The 22,731-nt window shown below is 58.9% G+C and carries 23 protein-coding genes and 1 tRNA gene; 8 read left to right on the top strand and 16 right to left on the bottom strand.

Annotation, left to right across the window (positions count from 1 at the left end; genetic code table 11):
* Positions 1-308: 308 nt before the first annotated feature.
* Complete coding sequence (locus PQR32_RS25225; RefSeq protein WP_408233133.1) at positions 309-875, top strand: tyrosine-type recombinase/integrase; 567 nt, start codon at positions 309-311, stop codon at positions 873-875.
* 158 nt (positions 876-1,033) lie between these two features.
* Here the strand turns inward: PQR32_RS25225 and PQR32_RS25220 are convergent, their stop codons facing one another.
* Positions 1,034-1,564, bottom strand: a complete 531-nt coding sequence (locus PQR32_RS25220; RefSeq protein WP_408233130.1) for a hypothetical protein — start codon at positions 1,562-1,564, stop codon at positions 1,034-1,036.
* Positions 1,565-1,681: 117 nt separating this feature from the next.
* A complete protein-coding gene (locus tag PQR32_RS25215) occupies positions 1,682-2,566 on the bottom strand; it encodes a DUF4747 family protein (RefSeq protein ID WP_408233127.1) in 885 nt (294 codons plus the stop codon).
* Between the two features lie 521 nt (positions 2,567-3,087).
* On the opposite strand from PQR32_RS25215, the gene PQR32_RS25210 reads away from it, so the two are divergent.
* Positions 3,088-3,474, top strand: a complete 387-nt coding sequence (locus PQR32_RS25210) for an integrase arm-type DNA-binding domain-containing protein (protein WP_408233124.1) — start codon at positions 3,088-3,090, stop codon at positions 3,472-3,474.
* Positions 3,475-3,661: 187 nt separating this feature from the next.
* On the opposite strand, the gene PQR32_RS25205 is transcribed toward PQR32_RS25210, so the two are convergent.
* The 10 genes from PQR32_RS25205 to PQR32_RS25160 all read right to left on the bottom strand — a co-directional run bounded on the left by PQR32_RS25205 (position 3,662) and on the right by PQR32_RS25160 (position 12,955).
* Positions 3,662-4,096 (bottom strand): hypothetical protein, encoded by a 435-nt coding sequence (locus PQR32_RS25205; RefSeq protein WP_408233121.1) that lies wholly within the window; start codon positions 4,094-4,096, stop codon positions 3,662-3,664.
* Positions 4,097-4,325: 229 nt separating this feature from the next.
* The gene (locus PQR32_RS25200; protein ID WP_408233118.1) at positions 4,326-5,027 is read right to left on the bottom strand and encodes an AAA family ATPase; all 702 of its coding nucleotides are present in this window, start codon (positions 5,025-5,027) and stop codon (positions 4,326-4,328) included.
* A gap of 53 nt (positions 5,028-5,080) precedes the next feature.
* Positions 5,081-5,905: a hypothetical protein gene (locus PQR32_RS25195; protein WP_408233115.1), complete on the bottom strand. Its 825-nt coding sequence runs from the start codon at positions 5,903-5,905 to the stop codon at positions 5,081-5,083.
* A 134-nt stretch (positions 5,906-6,039) separates the two neighbouring features.
* Positions 6,040-6,672, bottom strand: coding sequence for a hypothetical protein (locus PQR32_RS25190; protein WP_408233113.1), 633 nt, complete (start codon positions 6,670-6,672; stop codon positions 6,040-6,042).
* Between the two features lie 483 nt (positions 6,673-7,155).
* On the bottom strand, positions 7,156-7,875 hold the full coding sequence (locus tag PQR32_RS25185; RefSeq protein WP_408233110.1) for a Crp/Fnr family transcriptional regulator: 720 nt from the start codon (positions 7,873-7,875) through the stop codon (positions 7,156-7,158).
* 131 nt (positions 7,876-8,006) lie between these two features.
* Positions 8,007-8,399, bottom strand: a complete 393-nt coding sequence (locus PQR32_RS25180) for a hypothetical protein (RefSeq protein ID WP_408233107.1) — start codon at positions 8,397-8,399, stop codon at positions 8,007-8,009.
* Between the two features lie 253 nt (positions 8,400-8,652).
* Positions 8,653-9,795 carry an ATP-binding protein gene (locus PQR32_RS25175; protein WP_408233104.1) on the bottom strand — a complete coding sequence of 381 codons (1,143 nt, stop codon included), beginning with the start codon at positions 9,793-9,795 and terminating at the stop codon, positions 8,653-8,655.
* 449 nt (positions 9,796-10,244) lie between these two features.
* The gene (locus tag PQR32_RS25170; protein ID WP_408233101.1) at positions 10,245-11,693 is read right to left on the bottom strand and encodes a site-specific integrase; all 1,449 of its coding nucleotides are present in this window, start codon (positions 11,691-11,693) and stop codon (positions 10,245-10,247) included.
* A gap of 144 nt (positions 11,694-11,837) precedes the next feature.
* Positions 11,838-11,914, bottom strand: a tRNA-Pro gene (locus PQR32_RS25165).
* A gap of 48 nt (positions 11,915-11,962) precedes the next feature.
* Positions 11,963-12,955, bottom strand: coding sequence for a polyprenyl synthetase family protein (locus PQR32_RS25160; RefSeq protein WP_408233098.1), 993 nt, complete (start codon positions 12,953-12,955; stop codon positions 11,963-11,965).
* A gap of 239 nt (positions 12,956-13,194) precedes the next feature.
* Between PQR32_RS25160 and rplU the strand changes: the two genes are divergently transcribed.
* The 4 genes from rplU (at position 13,195) to proB (ending at position 16,338) form a co-directional block, all read left to right on the top strand.
* Positions 13,195-13,506, top strand: coding sequence for a 50S ribosomal protein L21 (gene rplU, locus PQR32_RS25155; protein ID WP_007180329.1), 312 nt, complete (start codon positions 13,195-13,197; stop codon positions 13,504-13,506).
* A gap of 25 nt (positions 13,507-13,531) precedes the next feature.
* Complete coding sequence (rpmA, locus tag PQR32_RS25150; protein WP_007180330.1) at positions 13,532-13,795, top strand: 50S ribosomal protein L27; 264 nt, start codon at positions 13,532-13,534, stop codon at positions 13,793-13,795.
* 233 nt (positions 13,796-14,028) lie between these two features.
* A complete protein-coding gene (cgtA, locus tag PQR32_RS25145; RefSeq protein WP_408233095.1) occupies positions 14,029-15,150 on the top strand; it encodes an Obg family GTPase CgtA in 1,122 nt (373 codons plus the stop codon).
* Between the two features lie 69 nt (positions 15,151-15,219).
* Positions 15,220-16,338, top strand: coding sequence for a glutamate 5-kinase (gene proB / locus PQR32_RS25140; RefSeq protein WP_408233092.1), 1,119 nt, complete (start codon positions 15,220-15,222; stop codon positions 16,336-16,338).
* A gap of 110 nt (positions 16,339-16,448) precedes the next feature.
* On the opposite strand, the gene PQR32_RS25135 is transcribed toward proB, so the two are convergent.
* Together PQR32_RS25135 and PQR32_RS25130 are read right to left on the bottom strand one after the other, a co-directional pair.
* A complete protein-coding gene (locus PQR32_RS25135; RefSeq protein WP_408233089.1) occupies positions 16,449-17,006 on the bottom strand; it encodes a CNP1-like family protein in 558 nt (185 codons plus the stop codon).
* 77 nt (positions 17,007-17,083) lie between these two features.
* On the bottom strand, positions 17,084-17,833 hold the full coding sequence (locus PQR32_RS25130; protein ID WP_408233086.1) for an RNA pyrophosphohydrolase: 750 nt from the start codon (positions 17,831-17,833) through the stop codon (positions 17,084-17,086).
* Between the two features lie 303 nt (positions 17,834-18,136).
* Here PQR32_RS25130 and PQR32_RS25125 point away from each other — a divergent pair, with 303 nt between their 5' ends.
* Together PQR32_RS25125 and PQR32_RS25120 are read left to right on the top strand one after the other, a co-directional pair.
* The gene (locus tag PQR32_RS25125; protein ID WP_408233083.1) at positions 18,137-19,873 is read left to right on the top strand and encodes a proline--tRNA ligase; all 1,737 of its coding nucleotides are present in this window, start codon (positions 18,137-18,139) and stop codon (positions 19,871-19,873) included.
* A gap of 12 nt (positions 19,874-19,885) precedes the next feature.
* Entirely contained in the window at positions 19,886-20,485 is a 600-nt protein-coding gene (locus PQR32_RS25120; RefSeq protein WP_323046458.1) for a MarC family protein, read from the top strand.
* Positions 20,486-20,604: 119 nt separating this feature from the next.
* Here the strand turns inward: PQR32_RS25120 and PQR32_RS25115 are convergent, their stop codons facing one another.
* Both PQR32_RS25115 and ffh read right to left on the bottom strand, forming a co-directional pair.
* Entirely contained in the window at positions 20,605-21,156 is a 552-nt protein-coding gene (locus tag PQR32_RS25115) for a hypoxanthine-guanine phosphoribosyltransferase (protein WP_007180337.1), read from the bottom strand.
* 141 nt (positions 21,157-21,297) lie between these two features.
* Positions 21,298-22,665 carry a signal recognition particle protein gene (gene ffh / locus PQR32_RS25110; RefSeq protein WP_408233080.1) on the bottom strand — a complete coding sequence of 456 codons (1,368 nt, stop codon included), beginning with the start codon at positions 22,663-22,665 and terminating at the stop codon, positions 21,298-21,300.
* Between the last annotated feature and the right edge of the window lie 66 nt (positions 22,666-22,731).

Raw genomic sequence — 22,731 nt, 5'->3', positions numbered from 1 at the left:
ACTGACGGGAAGTTAGACAAGGAACGGATGACGGTCCAGATATAGAAGACAGGTGATCTGCATACGAACGCGGAACACATGGCGGAACGGAAAGTCACTAATACGCCATCACTGATACCTCGTCGATTGGTTTAACCAATGCGTTCGGCGCGACCGCAACACGAAACCAAAGCAAATAGCAAAAACCTTTGTTCTTCACGCAGGTGTTCGTTTCTTCTGATACCTACAACGCGTCATTCTTCTATTGATTCGTATAACTAAATAATACATCCTCTGGAACAAGGAATTCATTTGTTTAGAGGAAACACATGAAGCAGGCCAAGACATTCACTGAAAAGGAACTCAAGCAGGTACTGACCTATATCTCGCTACGTAGGCATGCGCTACGTAACCGGGCTATGTTGCTACTGACGCATTGGGCCGGTATGCGGGTCGGAGAAGTAGCTGCATTGCTTGTTGGGGACGTGGTCAACGCGGATGGCTCGATCAAGTCGGAAATTCGACTTGCTCCTGAGCAGACCAAGGGCCGTCATGCACGCACGGTATTTCTCGGGCAAAAGCTGCGGCGCGAACTTGCCGCGTATGTTGCGAGCTTGAAGAAGAAACAGCCAGACAGGCCGTTGTTCTATACACAGAAGCGGGCCGGTTTCACGGCCAACACGCTGTGCCAGTACTTCTACTGGCTCTACAAGGAAGCAGGTATCGAAGGCGCGAGCAGCCATTCAGGTCGGCGCTCGTTCATCACGAATCTGGCGAACAAAGGCGTAGGTGTTCGCGTGCTCATGTCGCTCGCCGGGCACCGCAACATCTCGACTACGCAAGCATATATCGACGTCAATGACGAGATGCAGCGCAAAGCCGTGGACCTCGTGTGATTGCTGGTCGGACTGGCTGATTCGATCCGTCTGAAACCTCGATCCCGAACAGCACGTTCCCGACCAGCTCTGTATTTCGACGTCAGCTTGCGGCGGCGCGATTGCAACGAAGTTGGGGGTGTGCAAGCTCGCATCAAACCGTGCTGGTCTTGCATTGATCACTTCTGGTCATTCTTTGTAGGTTCGTTCGCCGCATTCGCTGGACGCTCACGCGCGCTACCCCTGGCAGGCGCTTCTCTCTCAAGCAGCGTCGTCAGTCTGAATATTGCCATCGCGGTCGCGAGCGCAGTAAGGATGGCATAGATGAATAGCGCAAACCCCAAGAAATTTCCGATCGGCGCGATCCATTCATGAACGAAGTCGACGCTACCTACCGCACGAAATACTAGTGCTCCGACTCCTTGGTCCTCGCGCAGGCCAAAATCCAGTCCCTTTCCGATCAAGGCTGCGATTAACGCGACCAACTGTACGACTATAAAATGGGCTAGGGAAGCGCTGATCGTCACATACGGACTTGTTTTCCCATCCCTCCGTTGCGTAAGCAACGAGCGGAACTTCTCGTCGCCAAATCCGAGCACGATCGCATACGCCCCGATCGCAAACCCGATCATGGTTGGCAAAGAGGCAATTGCGTCTCCCCACCAGGCAGCATCCACCCATAGATGGCCGAGCAGGGCGGTCAGAACCATCGACGCGTGCAGATACGGGGACAAAAATACAGCCTTTGCCCCTCCGTATGCGGTCCAATACCGCGCGAATATCTCTGCGACGCCGCTATACGATCTCTTGAGATCACGTAGCATCAGTTAGTCTCTGTTGGCCGGCCGTGGTCGTCTAATTCGGGCGAGATGTGTCTCCGCAACGTTTAGCAGAGCCGTCCGAACTGTTTCTACGTCCGGATCGTACTGCGACGGGGCGAGCATGGGATGTTGCTTTGTCGAAAATGTCGAAACCTTCCCGCCTTCGACGGCTCCCCTGGCCTCGACGTAGCCATTGCTTTGCGCTACTTCGGAGAGCATGCGCGTCGGACCATTCGGAACAAGAGATTCACCTTTTTCTGCAACGAGGACCGTTACCATTGTGGCCGCATTTTGCTCCGCCAAACGGTCTCTGATTTCCTGCTCAAGATCGTGCCAGTCATCAGGGTTCGGCGGGGTGATGACGATGTGCAACTTTCTGAGATCCGGCAGACCAAGGATCCGTTCAAGTGAATCGGCATCGGGTATGACCGTAACGTTTACTTGCCCGTACTGGTCGACGAGTCGAGGCTGATTCAACAGCTCCCGAAAATATCTTCCCGCGTCGACCGGCCCAAGGTGTTCATTGGTCTCGCGACTAATGAAAAACAGCCTGTGCGTTGGCGCATGAAAAAGGAACGGGAATGCCTCCAATCCGGGCTTCAAATGTTCCGGGACCTTGAGGTCCGCCAGATCCTGCTCTTCCGCTGGCGCTTGCTGGAGCATGTTCAGCCACTTGCCCGTAAGCTTCAAATCGTAAAATTTGTAAACTTCCCCGTAGTAGAAGCCGTCTTCCTCTCGACCGTCGAAGGCCCCCAATATTCCAGCAAACTGGCCGCGGATTTTGACCACCCGCTTGGTTCGGTATGCCTTCCTGAACATTTCAACGTAGCGTTCAGGACTATGCGGCACCGGCATCACAATGTTTAACGCGCTAATAACGACTGCTCTCACAATCTCACCCTTTTTTTTGATTTTTGGATCAACGCCGCCACGGCCCGGGCAGCCACAAATGATAACCGAAAGGTCTATTAGGGTCCGAAACGCGAGCGCTTGAAATCCGGCGTCAGCACTTTCCGCGACGCATCGGGAGTTGTGAAGGCAAGACGCCGACCAGTGATGACAGTCGCGAGTTTGTGTACTGGTGCACGGAGACGATCTGGAGCCGGTGTTCGAAGTCGTTTTCGGAGACGCCAGCAAAACCCCGTGAACGGCGACATGCGCGTGTGCCGGCTTGGTGATCGAGCGCGCGTGGTCGTGTCTGCGAACTTCAATCGCATCTTCGGCGCGGAACTGGCGGAGGCGCGGTGGACGCGGTAGCGCTGGAAGATGTGCGCGCGATAGAGTTGCACTTAAGTTACAAATCTGTAAATCGATAGGATAATTCCCCTCCACCCTGCTCGCAGTTGGTGTGGGGGAATCCTGACGACTTGCGATCAATCTGGAGTTTCTTTGTAATAAGGAGATTTTGGTTTATGGCAGAGCGAAAACGCGGAACGATTCTCTATTCCGACTCGGACATTTACGACTGGTTGGCCGATCAGAAAGGGGCCAATCACCTTCTCGACAAGTTCGGTCTTGAGTTTGAGCGGCGAGTCCTGCTGGGCGACCGAGCAACTGCGCGGATGTCTATTTCTTACGTCTCTCCACACACAGAGGGGAGGTGGGCTGGTAAGGAGCGTCGCTATAGCTGTGGGACGTTTCCGACTGACTCGATCGAAGGTGCGCATCGCCAGATTGAAAATATGGACGCGCTGCTGGCGAAGGGCATCGACCCGAACGATGAGCGGGATGGGGGCCGTCCGAGAGTGGGCGACGGAATGGGTCCGGAGGGGAAGAACGGCGGAGGCTCTGGTGAGTGATATCGTCCGGGATGTATGACCGCTTGCTGTTCTGGAGCGGTCATGTGAACGTCCGGACGCCGCATCCGAGGAAGGTCGCGCCCTGGCCGACTACTGCCCTATACGATCGGCGGCGTGTGACCTACGAGCGACGGCTCGGAATAGCTTCCGCCTTGAACGTTGAGCGCTCGCGTTGGTGAGCCGGGTGTCAATGCCCGATACGTTTGGCCTCCATTGCAGTTAGCGCTTCCATGAAAATCACCTGCAAGGATGGCAACGCTTTCTCAAGGACATCGTACAGGCCCATATCTCGGCTGAGTTTCTCCAGTTTGGCACGATATAGCCGAGCGGCTTGGCATCGCTGATCGATGGGAACGAGGAAATACTCGCCGTTCCGATTTTTCGTGGACTCGATGTCCTCGGCTAGACCTTGCTCGTGTAGGTCGAACGCAGCGCCGACTGCCTGACCGCGACTGCACCCGAGCAGCGGGTGCAACTTGTCGAGCGAGATTTCGCCAGTGGAAAGCCCGATGTCCAGCGCCTTCGCCGCGAATACGGAAGTATTGAGCGTTTTCGCGAGGGCGGTTGCATACCGGCCTTGGTACAGCGACATGAAATTGTGAAAGCGTGTGATCGCGAACATGTAACTCCAAGCTGTGGATGTTGATCTTATATCTGCGTTGACTTCAACGATGCCAGATGCATGACGCATCGATATAAGGAGGGTAGCGAGGGGTTACTGGATCATCAAGAAAAGGTTGATGCGGTGGACTCAGGCGGATCGTCGCTTGATCCATGTGCTAGGTCAAACCTATCGCTGGGCGTACAGGCCTGTCCAATCAAAGTAATGCCGGGACAGGCCTGGTACTGGCTTACGGCGTCCTGGGCGCGGGAGCCTGCACTTGCGCTTGACGTTGGACAATCGCGGCTTTTAGCTGTATCGCTACGATCTCGCTGTTTGCGAGAATGGAGCGGGGATCGTTGCCCTTGGCGATGACATTGGTTCGAATGTAGCTGTCGGTGATTCTGCTGACATTCGGTACGCCGTGTTCGTCGAGCAGATTTCGGACAAGTGGAATCCAGACGTCCGTGCTTTCCGGCGCGAACGGAATGCAGTGGCTTCTCGATCTTACGCCCGCGTCAATACGGTTGAGGTGATTTGTCGTCATGATGAAGGCCGTAGTAAACAGGCCGTTTGCGTCAACCGAATTCATGACGCATTTAAGCTGTTTCATCGCGTCCGCTGTCAGATTGTCGGCCTCGTCAAGAATGACGTAGTGAAAGCTCCCGCTTAGAGGGTAGCCTTTGCTCTGTTTATCGATGGACTCGATCAGGCCGACGCCGTTGTTTCCGGCCATACAGTTTTCGTGACGCACGTTCGGCTTCTGCGTCGAGTATTTGGCTTCGATGTCAGCAGGCAGGAGCTTTGCGCAGCTCGACTTCCCTGTACCGAACGGGCCGTGGAGGATGATGCCGTTCCGCTTCGTGCCCGGAAATGAGTGCCCGGGTGTGATGAGCATACGGATTGTGGATTCTGCGGAAGCAGACGGATAGATCATGGTGTTGAGATTCATATTTCGTATTCCTATGTAAATGGTGGTCAAGGTCATCCTGACCACCGGATGGATTAAACAGCGATCAGTGCGTCCGCGATGGTTGTGAGGTCTTCGGCGGGCACCTTGGCCGGAGGTTGGGTGACAGCCTGTGCTACCGTTGCAGCGGGTGTTCCGCTGGTATCGGACGTAGTCTTTTGAGTCTGTTCGGCGGCATGCTCCAAGTATGCGGAATCGATCAGGCTCTTGCTGGAGACGAACCCCTTGATATCGATGCTGCCGTCCGGGTTACGCACAACGATGGCGACGTACTCAGTCGGCTTCTCCACTGGATCAAGATCCGCGTCCGCGAGTGCAGGCGCGTCGATAATGCAACGTGTCGCTTGCAGGGCATCACGGGCGCTGGCAACCTTGTCCGAGCGGTTCTTTTCGCGCTTCGAGCCGGAGACGTACTTGAGGTTAATCTCCCCGTCCGCGAGAAACTTCTTGCGCACGGCTTCGATGCCACCTGCTTCCTTGAGCCACTTGAGGAATTCACCCGGGGTCTTTTTCAGTGCTTGCGCGACAGAGAAGACATGCACGTATCCGGACGTGAGTTGCGGGCTCACGGTGACAACCAGCTTGACGAGTTTGTGCAGGTCGGTAGTCTGGTCGTTCGTACCGATTTGCTTAGCTTTGCACGCCTCGTCCAGAATTGCGCGATTCTTTTCGCGTTCTTCTGGCGCCGCGTTCACGATGTAGGCAAGGTGGGTGCCGTAGATGTCGCGGAGGGTTTCGTGCAATGCGTTGTGCGCGCCCGTGAATCGGGTCTCGAGTGCCGTGATCGTTTGCGCCAGAGGTACCGGCGATTGATACTCCGCGAGGCGGATGATTTCGGTCTGTTGCGTCGTGTCGCTCATGAAAATGCTCCTGTAAAGTTGAGGAATTTGCCGATCAGTGAATCGACGGTTCTACTTTATTGCGGAGCGGTTTTCGATGATATCCGCGTACTTGCCAAACGGTAAAAGTTCGCTTCCGTTTGGCAAGCAAGTGGCTAATTTTTCTTGCCTTGATGGCGTTTGAAGGTCATGCCCTTCAGCCAGTCATAGATTCTGCGGTAGAGCGTCTCGCTCTTTACCTCAATCTCCAAGCGCTTCGCTTCGGCGATAACTTCCTTTTCCAACTTCATGGCAGCATGGAGCCTGGAGTTGTAGTTGCCCTCCGAAGCAAGTTTTCGGGCATGCTGCCTTAACGGCTCGAACTTGGCGCTACGAGCAAGTCCACCTGCCGAGCCTCGTTCAGACAGTGCTTGCTTGCGAAAGGCTTTCATGAATCCGATGCCAAATGCAACGCCCATCCAATACTGTGCGTGAGCGATCCCAAGCCAGGAATTTTCGCGGTTTGCCTCGGCCAATGACGCGAGCGCGCCAAGAGCATACGCACACGAGAGGTGCATCATGTCTAGGTTGCTGACATCGCGGTCGGCAAAGCCGTCTTCAATGTCGTTCGGGTCGGCTTCCGCTGCCACGAGCTGATCGATGATGTCCGGCTTGAAATCCGCAGCAGTCTTATCGATGCCGAGGCTTTCGTACATCTCCGACAGTTGATTGAGCACTTGGAAGGCCATTGCCTCGCATGCCGATTCGTTGTGTGATTCGCGATTATCTGTTGACGTGTTGGATGCCATTTAATGTGTTGGGTGGATGTTGGGGCAAGGAAGAACGCCAGAAGTGATGTATGCGCATTCAGATGGTCGTCGGTCGAACCGACTGCATGTGATTAACGGCGTTCTGGCGGGTTGCTTGAATGCAGAGTTGCGCAGGTATCGAACAGACCGGCCAAGCGCATGGCTGCACGTCTGGTTTGCCGTAGGGGAAATGTTAGCTACGCTGCTATTTTCCGGGTATCCGGATTCAGCGGTTGATGTTCACAAGCATGTTGCGTTGCGAGAAGCGAACATCATGGGCATGTGTGGAGTATCGGGCAACTATCGACCCACTTCAGCCAGCCTACCGTCACGGTCGTCCGATCTCACGCTAGTATGAGACGCTCGCAGATCAAAATGCGACGCTCTGCGGCTCGGCCACTCTGGATACTCGCTCGAACGATCCGCGCCCAGCGACAGACCGCAGCGAGTAACGCCAACATCAGGCGAACCAGGCCAGAACCTTTATATCGCCTGTATATCGGGCAACAGTCGGTCGAACTCCCGTTTCACCACGCCATAGCATTCGCACGCGCGCTTTTCGAGTCCCGGCCGATCCAGCACCTCAACATGATTACCGCTGCATCGTACCAACCCGGCATCCTGCAGCTTCATTGCCACTTCGGTCATGCCGGCCCTTGGGATCCCAAGCATGTTCGCAATCAGTTCAACCGTCATTTTCTGTTCGTCCAGCGGTAGGCGGTCGACACTGAGCAGCAGCCATCTGCACATTTGCTGGTCCATCGAGTGATGCTGGTTGCAAACGACCGTCTGGGCCATCTGCGTGATCAATGCCTGGGTATAGCGTAGCAATAGCCGCTGCACCGGACCAGCTCTGTCGAATTCCTCCTTCAGGATTCGGGCATCCAGGCGATATGCCTGCCCGGCGCTTTGCACGATGGCCCTGTTTGGCATCGTCTCTCCACCCATAAAAAGCGCGATCCCAACGAGTCCTTCGTTACCCACGATCGCAATTTCTGCGGGCGTTCCGTCATGCATCAGGTGCAGCATCGATACAACTGCCGTCCTCGGAAAATAGACGTTCTCCACGTTTGCGTCAGACTCATACACAACCTGCCCCAGGGGCATATTGACAGGGACCAGGTGCGCTGCCAGACGCGCCCATTCTGCGTCCGGAAGAACACTGAGCAAGTGATTCTCTTTGGCACGATGTTCGTTCGTCATGTGTTTCGCTCCCAGGCATCTGATCCGCACCGCACGGCATGCGTAGGCGTCGTCTTGACAGGATCACGTAACGAAGCCGTGTGAGCGCGTCGAACAAACGGCAAGAATGTCGCTGCGCATTGCCCCGACCGTCAGCCCTGGCGTGGTGCGTTTACGTCGGCAAACCTTTCGCCTGAAAAGACGTGGCCCATCAAATCCTCTGCTAGGCTCGCGATCCTGGTAATCTCCCGGTCAATCGTGTCAATCGCCCCGAGTATCTCTGGCTGATCCGGAGATGCCGTGCGGAGGGTTTGAACCGCGAGTCGCAGTGGGGTCAAACGATTGAACAGCTCGTGCGCAATCGTCAACAAAATTTCGACCCTGCTCTGCGACAGGTCGAAATGGCCGTGGGTCAGCGGAACGTTGTCTGAAAAAGCGATGGCGGCTCGCCGGCGAGGGCGGTTCATATCTCGATCGCTCACGGCTGAGCGACGCTTACAGGAAATATCCAGATACCGCCGGTAGGAGATTCTCTGCGCCGACATGATGCTTCCTCTTTTGACTTCCGGATCGCGGTCAGCCCGAGAAATCCAGTGGTGTTTGGCGCCCGCTCCTAACAAGGACCGGGGGGGGCTCTGCCAACTGCAACGGGTCCGCAAACCCGCTCGGGCGACTCGCGATTGCCGGATGCACGTAGGAAGCGACAGCGTCTCACGGCACAGAGGGAACGTCTGTACGGTAGCGTTCAAGACTCTCCGCCAAGTGATTCAGGTCGATATTGCCTTTTCATCGGGTCAATTATCCAGCCCCTCGTCCCGCGTCGTCCGCACGTGGGAGTGACACTGAAAAGGAGGTCTCTGTCTCGCCGGACCGCGCTTCGATCGCACCGTGGTGGGCCTTGGCGATTTCGCTTGCAATATAGAGTCCCAGTCCGAGGCCATCCGCCCTGTCGTCTTTGCTCTGATGGTCCGGACCCCGCATCAAGGGATCAAAAATGCGCGCCAGCGTGGCGCGATCGATCGCAGGTCCGCGGTTGCTGACGTCGATACGAACAAGTGCTACGTCGCCAGTCACTGTCACGTGCACTGGAGTGTCTTGTGCCCCGTACTTAATGGCATTGAGTACAAGATTTCCGATCAATTGTTGCAGGCGGTGGCCGTCCCAGACCCCCTGTGAATTGCCACTCACGTGCAGCTCAATCTGCCTGTCAGGATGAACCGCGCGCAACTCGTCCAGCTCGTCGGCAAGCACGTCCGCGAGATTGACACTGGTGGGTATGACGTTGATGCCCAAGCCCAGTCTGGTCCGATTGAAATCGCTCAAATCGTCAAGCAACGCCTGCATTCGGGCCCCGCTACGTATCAGGCGGCCGGCGGCTTCCGATATTTGCTCCCCGGCGTTCAGTGCTGCCAGACACGACGCGGTCACCTGAATCGCCTGCAGAGGGCTGCGCATGTCGTGCCCCAGCATGCCAAGCAGAAGGTTACGGTTCTGCTCGATCTGTGCACTGAAAAATGTGACCGATTCGGCAAGTACCTGATCAATTGCTTCGTTGAATCGAATGATGTCGTCCAGATCAGCCGCTTCCGGCTCGCAATGGTCGATCCATAAGCGAAGCACGCTTGCGCGCAGTGCGCGATATTCGGCGGCAAGCTGGTTGATGTTGAAGCCGGCCCTCGCTCTCAGAAGGGCGTGGGCTTGCGCGGCTGTTTCGGTGGCGTCGATCAGAGTGGGCCCTCGCCCCATTGATTTTTCGCGTTGTGCTTCCCTGGTTTGCGAAGTCTGCAAGTCCTTTGCCACGGCGAGAAGAATCTGCTGCGCGTGGTCGCGCAGCGCCAACGATTCCATGTTTGCCGCCGCCGGCAGAAGGGTGGCGGCGAACGCCTCCCATTGCGCCAGAATCGGCTCCATGTCTCGCGAGATGAAGTCAGCAAGTCGCATGTAGGCGTCTCCAAAACGGGTGTCGAGGTCCGGTCGGCGTCCCTATGTTACGCGCAAATTAGGGACGATTCGACCGGAAGAAAAGCTCGTTGGTGGCCGAACGCTATCGTGGCCTGCGTGGCTGCCTGGCCGCGAAACTTGTTGATGTGAGATAGCGTTCGTGTTGCGAAAAAGGCGCGGGCCGATGGCACGATGGTATGCGCGCAATCGGGATACACGAACGCGACGTTAGGGGGCAAGTTTAATCCGGGAGCAGCCGTTTGCGCGAAGCAGTCGAACGTCTCAAAGTGGCCGTTCTGTGCCTTCGAATCAACGATCGCTTTACGTGGCGACTCCTGCATCGCACAAGAAGTGCTCAAGCACGGAATCCGAATACCCAATTTTCCGGAAATCCAGCGGCATCAAGGAAAGGCCGGATTTGACGAAAAGTCCGGCCACGCGAAGAGCAGTTACGACAGCGACAGCGGTGGAATAGAACTGGCCGGAAGGTTCAGTACTCCACTACCGGTCCCAGGCATGGCAGACGGACTTACCGGAGTCGTGCCCGCCTTGCTTTTCACTTTCGACGTGTCGGCTGCTTTCCCATCCGGTGCTTCTGCTTCGGCCTCTCGCTTGTTCTTGCGTTTGCGCTGCGACTGGATCACGTCGATATTCATTTCGCCGGTAAGCTCGCTGGCATAGAAGCGTTCGATCATTTCGACGGATGTACGGGCATTACGGGCCAGCGTCAGCATGTCGATGCCTTCCCCATTGAGCAAGCGATACATGATGGAGGTATGACGCAAACTGTAGATCGTACGCTCGTTGCCGCGAGCATCGGTTTTCATGCCGAGGTCGTCCAGCAGGAAGTTGAATTGCTGCTGCAGGCGCTTTAACGCGGTGTCTCGATTCGAGTACTGGGGCATGAACACGTAGTCATCCGGCTTTGCCAGATCGTCCGCCGCGTACAGTTTGCGTTGGCGCTCGTACACGTCAACGGCACGTTCCATCGTTGCGATAGGCTTGCTGTGCTTCTTGCTCTCAGGCAGTGATAGCCGCAGGTACGTGTGCTCGTCACGGATGATTTCGACATGCTTGTGCTGCATGTTCTTCAGGTCAGTCGGCCGAATGAAGCTGTTGACCATGAAAACGATCATGTTGTACAGGTCGGCCGTGATTTTGAGCTTGCGGGTTTCGTCCTGTCTGCCGTTGCCGCTTGGTGACGAAATCTCGTGTTCTGTGCCGATAAGGGCCTTCGCTCGTCGGTACAGCTTTTCGTATTGCGATTGGTTAAACCAAGCGCGTGGTTTGTCTTGCTTGCTGATTTTCGGAAAGCGGGGCAGCGTGTCGATTGCTCCTCGATTTGCTGCGTACTGAAGCACCTTATTGATGATGCCCACGTAACGTTGGATCGTCGAGGGATCGAGCTTTTCAGCGCTCAGCTTGATTACGAACTGGTCTAGTAGTTCGAACGTCACGTCTTTGATGGGGCGGCTGCGGAACTCCGGAAAGATTTTCGCTTCGAGCATGTACTTGTCGTTGCGATGCGCATCGTCCGAGAACTCCCTGCGATCGACGCGCCCTTGCTGCGATTCGAGCATCTTTTGCGTCCAATACTCGAAACCGGTCTGATGTGCTGGCGATGCGCTCGTGAATTGTCCTGCCATGACCTGTTGGCACAATGTCTTGGCAAACGTGATGGCTTCGCGCTTGTCTGAAGTCTTGGCGCTGCGCTTGATGGTCTTGAGGCCGTCGTAGTATCTGACCTGCCAGTGCGAACTGGCAGGCATCAAGTAGATCTTGAGCTTGTCTGGATAGCCCTTGATACTTTCGAGCGTCGCTGGGATGGGCACTGTCCGGTTGGTTTTGGACGTTGCCTGAGTGGATGATGTCGTGTTTGTTGTTGTAGTTATGGACATGATTGCGTTGTTGTAGTTGCAATGAAAAAAGCCCTGCGAACAAAAGAGTTTCGCAAGGCTTTATCAAGGGTGTGTACTACACAGCTTACTGTAGTACATCTGCAACGGCAAAATTCGCTAAGCCGTTGATTTTTAAACAAAATCTGGTCGGGGTGAGAGGATTCGAACCTCCGGCCTCTACGTCCCGAACGTAGCGCTCTACCAGGCTAAGCTACACCCCGATTTGTACTGCAGACTCGATTCAGACTAAGTCGGTGTTTCAGTCTCGTTCAAGACTGTCTTGCCGTCGAGTAAGAACATAATTCTAGCAGGCTCTCTTTAAAAATGGAATCGGGAAATGAAGAAATTGCTGCTGCGGCGGCCTGCGCTTCCTGCTTCGCGCATTCGAGCGTGTGATCCAGCGCGCCGGAACGCGTGATCGCCTCGAAAATGGTGTCGAAGCGGGCCGTGCCGCCTTGTTCGATCGCTTCCCGCGCGAGCGCCGATTGATCCGGCGTGCCGCGTTCGATCAGATAGATCAGCGGGAGTGTGGGTTTGCCTTCACGAAGATCGTCGCCGGCGTTCTTGCCCATCGATTCGGCCGTGCCCGTGTAGTCGAGCCAGTCGTCCATGATCTGGAATGCAGTGCCGATGCGCCGGCCGAATTCCGCCGCGGCGGCTTCCGTTTTCGCGTCCGAGCCGGCCAGCACCGCGCCCAGCTGGGCCGCGGCCTCGAACAGCTTGGCGGTCTTGTAGCGGATCACTTGCATGTAGCGGGCTTCGTCCACGTCGGCGTCGTGCATGTTGAGCAGTTGCAGCACTTCGCCTTCGGAGATGACGTTGGTCGCCTCCGACAGAATCTCCATCACGCGCATTTTGCCCACGCCGACCATCATCTGGAACGAGCGCGAGTACAGGAAATCGCCCACCAGCACGCTCGCGGCGTTGCCGAACAACGCGTTGGCGGTCTGCCGGCCGCGCCGCAGGTCGGATTCATCGACCACGTCGTCGTGGAGCAGCGTGGCCGTATGAATGAATTCGACGACCGCGGCCAGTTCATGCCGGTGCCCCGTGGTTTCGCCCAGCGCGCCGGCCACCAGCAGCAGCAGCGCGGGCCGCAGCCGTTTGCCGCCGGCGCTGATGATGTACTCGGAAATCTGGTTGATCAGCATCACGTCGGACGCAAGACGGTGCCGTATGACGCGATTGACCTGCTGCATGTCTTCGGCGATCGGAGCGAGCAGGCTGGCGGCGTTGGAGGAGGGGGTGGCAGTCGACGACATGATGGCTGAATTGGGTAGTGCCGCGAATTATAAGGCGAATCGCGACAGTTCCGGGTCGCAGGCTGCGGCGCGGCGCGTTCCGGGCGGCGGCAGAGCCGGGCACCAAGGCCGTGAGGCAAGGCGCCGGACGCTGCGCGCGGCGCCTCTCAATGAGTTTTGACCGAGCAGCTAACTCTATGTATAATCACGGGTTTCCGCGCGCGGTGCGTGGGAAAAATGAACACAGAGTGAGGTTCTCAATGTACGCGGTCATAAAAACCGGTGGCAAGCAGTATAAAGTTGCCGTCGGCGAAAAACTTAAAGTAGAACAGATACCGGCAGACATTGACGCTGAAATCACGCTCGACCAGGTTCTCGCAGTGGGCGAAGGCGAATCGATTAAGTTCGGTACGCCGCTGGTCAGTGGGGCTTCCGTCAAGGCTACCGTCGTGTCGCAAGGTCGTCACGCAAAAGTGACCATCTTCAAGATGCGTCGCCGGAAGCACTACCAGAAGCATGGCGGCCACCGCCAGAACTATACCGAACTGCGCATCGACGCGATCAACGCGTAAGCGCAACGGTTAAGGAGCAAATCAAATGGCACACAAAAAGGCAGGCGGATCATCCCGCAACGGCCGCGACTCTGAATCGAAGCGTCTCGGCGTCAAGGTTTACGGCGGTCAAGCCATCAACGCTGGCGGCATCATCGTTCGTCAACGTGGCACGCGTATGCACCCGGGCGAAAACGTCGGTATCGGCAAGGATCACACCTTGTTCGCGCTGACGGACGGCCACGTCAATTTCTCGACGAAGGGCGCAGCGAAGAAGCACATGGTCAACGTCGTCCCGGCAGCAGTCTGAGCTTACTCAGGCACGGGCTTCAGGACCGGAAAAAGGCCCCGCGAAGTTAGCGGGGCTTTTTTTATTCCGGCGGTTTTCGTCGGGTGAATGGGCGTGAATGTTTCGCTCACGCCAGCACGCCTATGCCGTTTGGTCGATTGATCAGCGCGCGGCGGGCGCGGCAAAATAGCATCATCCAGTAGCATCAAATCTAGCAGCACCATCGGGCAGCACACCACGGGACGGAGTTACGCATGAAGTTCATTGACGAAGCGAGGATTGAAGTCATCGCCGGCGACGGAGGGGATGGCAGCGCGTCGATGCGCCGCGAGAAATTCGTCCCGTTCGGCGGCCCGGATGGCGGCGACGGCGGCCGGGGCGGCAGCGTGATCGCGGTCGCGGACCGCAACATCAACACGCTGATCGACTACCGCTACGCGAAGAAACACTTGGCGCGCAACGGCGAAAACGGCCGCGGCGCGGACTGCTACGGCAAGGGCGGCGACGACATCACGTTGCGCATGCCGGTCGGCACCACCATCACCGACATGGAGACCGGCGAGTTGATCGCCGATCTGACCGAGCATAACCAGAGCGTGCAGATCGCTCAGGGCGGTGCGGGCGGTCTCGGTAACCTGCATTTCAAGTCCAGTACGAACCGCGCGCCGCGTCAGAAGACCGACGGCAAGCCGGGCGAGCGCCGCATGGTGCGCCTCGAACTGAAGGTGCTGGCGGACGTCGGTCTGCTCGGCATGCCGAACGCCGGCAAGTCGACCTTCATCGCGTCGGTGTCGAACGCGAAGCCGAAGATCGCCGACTACCCGTTCACGACGCTCGCGCCGAATCTCGGCGTGGTGCGCGTCGGGCCGAGCCGCAGCTTCGTGATCGCGGACATTCCTGGCCTGATCGAAGGCGCGGCGGAAGGCGCGGGCCTCGGCCACCAGTTCCTGCGGCATTTGCAGCGCACCGGCTTGTTGCTGCACATCGTCGACCTCGCCCCGTTCGACGACGCGGTCGATCCCGTCGCGGAAGCCAAGGCGATCGTCAACGAACTGCGCAAGTACGACGAGCTGCTGTATGAAAAGCCGCGTTGGCTCGTGCTGAACAAGCTGGACATGGTGCCCGAAGACGAGCGCGAAACGCGCGTCTCGGCGTTCCTCGAAGGCTTCGGCTGGGACGGTCCGGTGTTCGAAATCTCGGCGCTGACCGGCCAGGGCTGTGAAAACCTCTGCTACGCGGTGTTCGACCACATCGCCGCGCATTCGGATGCGCAGCGCGCGGCCGAAGCCGAAGATCTCGCCGCGGACGTGCGCTTCCGCGAGAAGCCGGAAGCTCCGGCCGCCGCAGACGACGCCGGCATCGACCCGCAGGCATAAAAAGCTCGAGCGCCGGCGCCCGAACGGGCTGCCGGTATGCATCACGCGTCATCTTGGAGACTGCGCACAATGCGTTCCGTCATCGCAGATTCACGGCGATTGGTAGTGAAAGTCGGTTCGAGCCTCGTCACGAATGACGGGCGCGGCCTCGATCATGCTGCTATCGGTCGCTGGGCCGCGCAGATTGCCGCCCTGCGCGCGCAAGGCAAGGAAGTGGTGCTCGTCAGTTCGGGCGCCATTGCCGAGGGAATGCAGCGGCTCGGCTGGACCAAGCGGCCGCGTGAGATCGACGAACTGCAAGCGGCCGCGGCCGTCGGCCAGATGGGTCTCGCGCAGGTCTACGAAAGCCGCTTTGCCGAGCATTCCATCCAGACCGCGCAGATTCTACTGACTCACGCCGATCTGGCCGACCGCGAACGCTATCTGAACGCACGCTCCACGCTGCTCACGCTTCTGCGCTTGGGCGTGGTGCCGATCATCAATGAGAACGACACGGTCGTCACCGACGAAATCAAATTCGGCGACAACGACACGCTCGGCGCGCTCGTCGCGAACCTGATCGAGGGCGATGCACTTGTTATCCTGACCGATCAGCAAGGGCTTTTCACCGCCGACCCACGCAAGAATCCGGCTGCGACTCTGGTCCAGCAGGCCGATGCCGGCGCGCCGGAGCTCGAAGCCATGGCGGGCGGCGCCGGTTCGAGTCTGGGGCGCGGTGGCATGCTCACCAAGATTCTCGCCGCGAAGCGCGCGGCTCACAGCGGCGCCAATACGGTGATCGCAAGCGGGCGCGAAGCGGATGTGTTGTCACGGCTGGCCTCGGGCGAGGCGATCGGCACGCAGTTGATAGCGCGCACGGCGCGCATGGCGGCGCGCAAGCAATGGATGGCGGATCACTTGCAAGTGCGCGGCCACGTGGTGATCGACGACGGCGCTGTCGAAAAACTGACCGAAGGCGGCAAGAGCCTGTTGCCTATCGGCATCGTCGGCGTGCAGGGCGCATTTGCTCGCGGTGAAGTGATTGCTTGTCTGAGCGCTGCGGGGCGTGAAGTGGCACGCGGCCTGACGAACTACAGCAGCGCCGAAACCAAGCTGATCCAGCGGCGCCCGAGCGGCGAGATTGAATCGGTGCTTGGCTATATGCTGGAGCCGGAGCTGATTCACCGTGACAACCTGGTGCTAGTCTAAGTCACTAATAGTCGCAGGCGCGGGAACAGGGACACGGCAAACAAAAAGCCGTTCCAGCGAAAGCTGGAACGGCTTTTTTTTTACGCCCGCAACCCGCCAGGATCCAAAGTTCAGTGGATCGACGAACTCGCTGTGCGCTTATAGCGGATGTTCTCCAGAATCGAGCTTGCGTTCCCCATGGGCATCTTGTTCGCGCACAGATAATCCTGATACAGCGCCGCCTGATAGGCGTTCAGCGCGCCATTCTCGATGCGCGTGAAGCTGTTCGCAACCGTCGTGTCCCAGCCGTCGTGATCAGAATTCAGGCCCGCATACTGGCGCCATTCATAGGTGTCGCAGCGAATCCCTTCGTAGATTACGTTACGAGCGCCGCTCGGGCTTGCGACGACGACGGTAAAGCGAACCACTCCGTCCGTACCGACGGTGAGCGAGTTCCGGTCGACCGCGAACTGCAGCGGTGTATTGCCGGATACTTCGAAAGGCAGCAGATTCGAGTCTTGCGGCAGCGGCGGCAGGGTGTCCACCTTGTTCTCAACCCAGTTGCTCTGCCGGTCCAGCAAATAGGTAAACGCGCTGTCGTCTTTATTGGTAGGTTTGCCGGCGCTCGAACAGCCAGCCAGCAGGGCGCCGGTGGCGACGCACGCCACGACGAGAGCAAGTGCTTTCAATATGATTTCCTCGAAACACTGACGCGGCTCGTCGAGCCGCGTCAGAGAGAGGCGGCGTGGACAGCCGCACAGAGTTGTTAATTGCGCACGCCCGGGCGGAACAGCGAGCCGGCCGTTTCGCCTGCCGATTCGTCTTCGTGCTCCGGCACGGCGCCTACCTCGGCCGTTGAACCGGAGCCCGGACCGCAATCGGACGCGATCGTTGCGTGAACCGATGTTTCGATGCTGACAGATGTCACCGAGGTCACGGTGGTCACCGTCATTACCGTGGAATCCGGTGGACTTTCCATTGACGACGCTATCCGGGGATAGCGCGGCCCATGGTGCCCGCCAGGTTTTTCCGCACGCGGCGCAGCCCGGCGCATGAAACGGGATAGCTCCGTCAGCGCCAACTGATATACATCCCGCTTGAACTCGATCACACAGTCGAGCGGCACCCAGTACTCGTTCCAGCGCCACGCATCGAACTCAGGGTGGTCGGTGGCGCGCAAGCAGATGTCGCAGTCGCGTCCAACCATCCGGAGCAAAAACCAGATTTGTTTCTGGCCGCGGTAATGACCGCGTACTTCGCGCTTGATGAACTTGTCAGGCACCTCGTAACGCAACCAGTCGCGCGTGCGACCAATCACCTTGACGTGCTCAGGAAGCAGCCCGGTTTCTTCGTGTAACTCCCGATACATCGCTTGCACGGGGGTCTCTCCGTACTTGATGCCCCCTTGCGGAAACTGCCAGGAATGTTCACGGAGCCGTTTGCCCCAAAACACCTCGTTGTGCGCGTTCAAGAGGATGATGCCGACGTTCGGGCGAAAGCCTTCACGATCCAGCATACAACCACCTTCGAATCCTTTAAAATTGCTTTGATTATAAACAGATAACGGGCCTGACGCACCGATTCGCACCAGATTGGAACGATTCGCCGCCAAAGGCTCGCGTTTGCGGTAGCCTGTCAGTCTTTCCGTGCCTTATCCCTTGTGCAAAGGCTTTGCGCGGCGGCTTCGGCGCCGCGGTCGGGCTGCGTTGTGCCGGTGTCAGGCAAACCGTGCCGGCTCAGAGCCGGATCTGTGTCGATTTCCCCACCGTTTTCACCTTTCGGGCGGTCCCTCCGGAGCCGCCGCTTTTGGATAATCTGAATGAAAGCTTCCCGTTTCTTTATCGGTACCCTCAAAGAAGCTCCCGCCGACGCAGAGATCGTCAGCCACAAGCTCATGGTGCGCGCGGGCATGATCCGGCGCGTCGCCGGCGGTATCTATAACTACCTGCCGGTCGGCCTGCGCTCGATCCGCAAGGTGGAAGCCATCGTGCGCGAAGAAATGAACCGGGCAGGCGCGATCGAGTTGCTGATGCCGGCGGTGCAGCCGGCCGAGTTGTGGCAGGAATCGGGCCGCTGGGAAAAGTACGGCCCCGAACTGCTGCGCTTCAAGGATCGCAGGCAGTCCGATTTCGTGATCGGACCGACCCACGAAGAAGTGGTGACGGACATCGCGCGCAATCAGATCAAGAGCTATCGCCAGTTGCCGGTGAACTTCTACCAGATTCAGACCAAGTTCCGCGACGAGATCCGTCCGCGTTTCGGCGTGATGCGCGGCCGCGAGTTCATCATGAAAGACGCGTACTCGTTCGACAAGGACATGGATGGCCTGCGCGAGTCGTATCGCAAGATGTACGACGCTTACGTGCGCATCTTCACGCGCCTCGGTCTGGACTTCCGCGCAGTGGCGGCGGACAACGGTTCGATCGGCGGCAGCGGCTCGCATGAATTCCACGTGATCGCTGAGACGGGTGAAGACGCGATCGCCTATTGCCCGACCTCCGAGTTCGCGGCGAACGTCGAAGCGGCTGAAGCGCTGCCGCTCTACGCGGAACGCGCTGCGCCGGCCGAAGAGATGAAGAAGACCGCCACGCCGGGCAAGGCGAAGTGCGAAGCGGTGGCCGAACTGCTGAACATTCCGCTCGAGCGCACGATCAAGTCGATCATCCTCGCGACGGAAAACGAAGGCGCCGAGCCGACCATCTGGCTGCTGATGCTGCGCGGCGACCACGACCTGAACGAGATCAAGGCGAGCAAGCTGCCGGGTCTGGCCGACTTCCGCATGGCGACCGAGGCGGAAATCATCGAAACCTTCGGTACGCCGCCGGGTTACCTCGGTCCGATCGACACGAAGAAGCCGATCAAGGTCGTCGCGGATCGCACGGTCGCGAACATGAGCGACTTCGTGGTCGGATCGAACGAGGTGGATTACCACACCACCGGTGTGAACTGGGGCCGCGATCTGCCGGAACCGGTCGTCGCCGACATTCGCAACGTCAGGAAGGGCGATCCGTCGCCGGACGGCAAGGGCGTGATCGACATCTGCCGCGGTATCGAAGTGGGCCACGTGTTTCAGCTCGGCACCAAGTATTCCGAAGCGATGAACGCGACCTGCCTCGACGAAACCGGCAAGCCGCGGCCGATGGAAATGGGCTGCTACGGGATTGGCGTGACGCGTATTCTGGGCGCCGCGATCGAACAGAATTTCGACGACAAGGGCATCATCTGGCCAGAATCGATTGCGCCGTTCGAAGTCGTGCTGTGCCCGATGGGTTACGACCGCAGTGAAGCCGTGCGCGCAGAAGCCGATAAGCTGTACGCGACACTGGTCGAAGCGGGCATCGACGTGATCCTCGACGACCGCGGCGAGCGCCCGGGCGTGATGTTCGCCGACTGGGAGCTGATCGGCGTGCCGCATCGTCTCGTGATCGGCGACCGTGGCCTCAAGGAAGGCAAGCTCGAATACCAGGGCCGCCGCGACGCTGAAGCGACGCTGCTGCCGGTCGAAGACGCCGCGCAAACGGTGATCGGGAAGGTTCGCGCAGCGTTGGCGCGCTAAACGGAGCGGACGGTGGAATACACCTTCGTGTCCGCGACTGTCCTGCTGATTCTGATCACCGATCCGCTTGGCAACATTCCGCTCTTCATCAGTTGTCTGCGCGGCGTGTCGCCGAAGCGGCGCACGATCGTCATTCTCCGTGAGGTGGCGATCGCCTTCGCGATCCTGCTGATCTTCATGGTGGTCGGTGACGGCTTTCTGCGCATGATGAGCCTGACCGACCAGTCGTTGCGCATCGGCGGCGGGATCGTGCTGTTCCTCATCGCGCTCAGAATGGTGTTTCCGCATCCGGACGGTCCGCTCGGCGGCGACACGCGCGGCGGCGAACCGCTGATCGTGCCGCTCGCCATTCCGGCGCTGGCGGGCCCGTCGGCGCTGGCCACGGTGATGCTGCTGACGTCGCAGGCGCCCGGCAAGATGCTGGAGTGGATCGGTGCGCTGACTGTCACGATGATCGTCTGCGCGATCGTGCTGATGTTGGCGGAGCGCATTCAGGCGTGGCTCGGCGAGCGCGCGATGATGGCCTTCGAGCGGCTGATGGGTCTCGTGCTGGTGGCAATTTCGGTGGAGATGATGCTCGGCGGTATCCGGTCGTTCGTGCATCAACTGTGATGCCGGAGCCGGCGGGGCATCCAGGCCCGTGCAGTGCAACGCAGCGCAAAAAAAGCGGCCCGTGAGCCGCTTTTCTTATACCGATTCACCGCCTCGAAAGCGGCGGCCTTAAACGGGCATCAAGCGCCTTCAGTCAGCGCGCGAATCGTGGGCAGGTTACGCCAGTAACCCTTCGCATCCATTCCGCAGCCGAACACATAGCGGTCCGGCACTTCGAAGCCGCAATAATCCGGACGCAGCGGCTTGGCCTTCGGAATGATCTTCTCGCACAGCACCGCGCTCAGGAAGCGCTTCGCGCCCATCGCGAGAATACGGTCGCGGATCGCGGCCATCGTCTCGCCTTCGTCGAGGATATCGTCGAGCACCAGCACGACGCGATCCTTCACCGACTCCGCCGGCGCCACGCGCCACTGCATCTCGTTGCCGCCCTTGGTGGTGTTGCGGTAGCGGGTCAGGTGGATGTAGTCGAACTCGAGCGGGAAATCGAGGTGCGGCAACAGCATGCCGGTGAACACCGCCGCGCCGCCCATGACCGACAACACGAGCGGGAAGTCCTCGCTCATCTCGTCGCGGATGGCGGCCGCCATGCCGCTGATCGACGCGTTGACGTCGTCGGCCGAAACGATTTCTTCGGAGTGGCTAAAAATGTGGAGAGCTTCTTCGCGGTTCATGACGTCTGACGGGCGGTGACTGTATACATAGTGTGGGTGAGGACGGCGGCGCGCGGTACAGAATAAACCCGCACGAATCCGGAGTCAGGTCGCGTTCCGTGGTCCATGCGCGGAACGCGCGCGCCGCCGTCTTGCTAAAGCTTAGCGCATGCCGGGCAACATGCCCTTCATGCCGCGCATCATCTTTTGCAGATTGCCGCCCTTGAGCTTTTTCATCATGGTGCGCATCTGGTCGTACTGATTCAGCATGCGGTTGACTTCCTGCACTTGCACGCCCGCGCCCGCGGCGATGCGGCGCTTGCGCGTGGCCTTGATGAGGTCGGGCTTGGCGCGCTCCAGCGGCGTCATGGAATTGATGATGCCTTCCATGCGCCGCATCTGCTTCTCGGCCTGGCCCATGTTGGCGCCGGCGGCGGCCTGCTGGAACTGCGCGGGTAGCTTGTCCATCAGCGACGACAGGCCGCCCATGCCCTTCATTTGCGTGAGTTGTGCGCGGAAATCGTTCAGATCGAAGTCGCCGCCTTTCTTGACCTTGTCAGCGAGCTTCTGCGCGGCCTGCACGTCCACGCCGCGTTGCGCTTCTTCGACGAGGGCGAGAATGTCGCCCATGCCGAGAATCCGGTTCGCCATGCGGTCCGGGTAGAAGACTTCGAGGCCGTCGAGTTTTTCCGCCACGCCGACGAACTTGATCGGCTTGCCGGTGACATGGCGCACGGAGAGCGCCGCGCCGCCGCGCGAGTCGCCGTCGAGCTTGGTGAGGACCACGCCGGTGAGCGGCAGCGCGTCGCTAAATGCCTTGGCGGTGTTCACCGCATCCTGGCCGAGCATCGCGTCGACCACGAACAGCGTTTCCGCCGGCTTCAGCGTGCTGTGCAACGCGGCGATTTCCTGCATCATCACTTCGTCGATGCCGAGACGGCCGGCCGTGTCGACCAGCAGCACGTCGTGATAGTGGCGCTTGGCCCAATCCACGGCGGCGCGCGCGATGTCGACCGGCTTCTGATCCGGCTCCGACGGGAAGAAGTCCGCGCCGACCTGCTCGGTCACCGTCTTCAACTGCGCGATAGCGGCAGGGCGGTAAACGTCGCACGACACGGTCAGTACTTTTTTCTTGTACTTCTCGCGCAGCAGCTTGGCGAGCTTGCCGACGGTGGTCGTCTTACCGGCGCCCTGCAGACCCGCCATCAGAATGACGGCCGGCGGCGTGACGGCGAGGTTCAGTTCGACCGCCTTGCCTTCGTAGTCGCCGCCGATGATCGCGGTCAGCTCGCGCTGCACCACGCCGACCAGCGCCTGACCCGGCGAGAGGCTGCTGATGACTTCCTCGCCAAGCGCCTTTTCCTTCACCTTGGCGATGAACTCGCGCACGACGGGCAGCGCCACGTCGGCCTCGAGCAGCGCCAGGCGCACCTCGCGCAGCATTTCCTGGGTGTTCGCCTCGGTGAGCCGGGCTTCGCCGCGCAGCGTCTTGACGACGCGCGCCATCCGTTGAGTCAGATTGTCGAGCATGGGGAGCGATGAACAGTGCGGCCCGGGCAGCGCGCGAAGCGGAAGACGTCGCGGAGTAGGGGCCTA

Origin of the sequence: Paraburkholderia dipogonis (genome assembly GCF_046027395.1) — a bacterium.
Lineage (GTDB): Bacteria > Pseudomonadota > Gammaproteobacteria > Burkholderiales > Burkholderiaceae > Paraburkholderia > Paraburkholderia dipogonis_A.
Note: the sequence above shows the minus strand (reverse complement) of the source record. Positions and strands in the feature narration are given on the sequence as shown.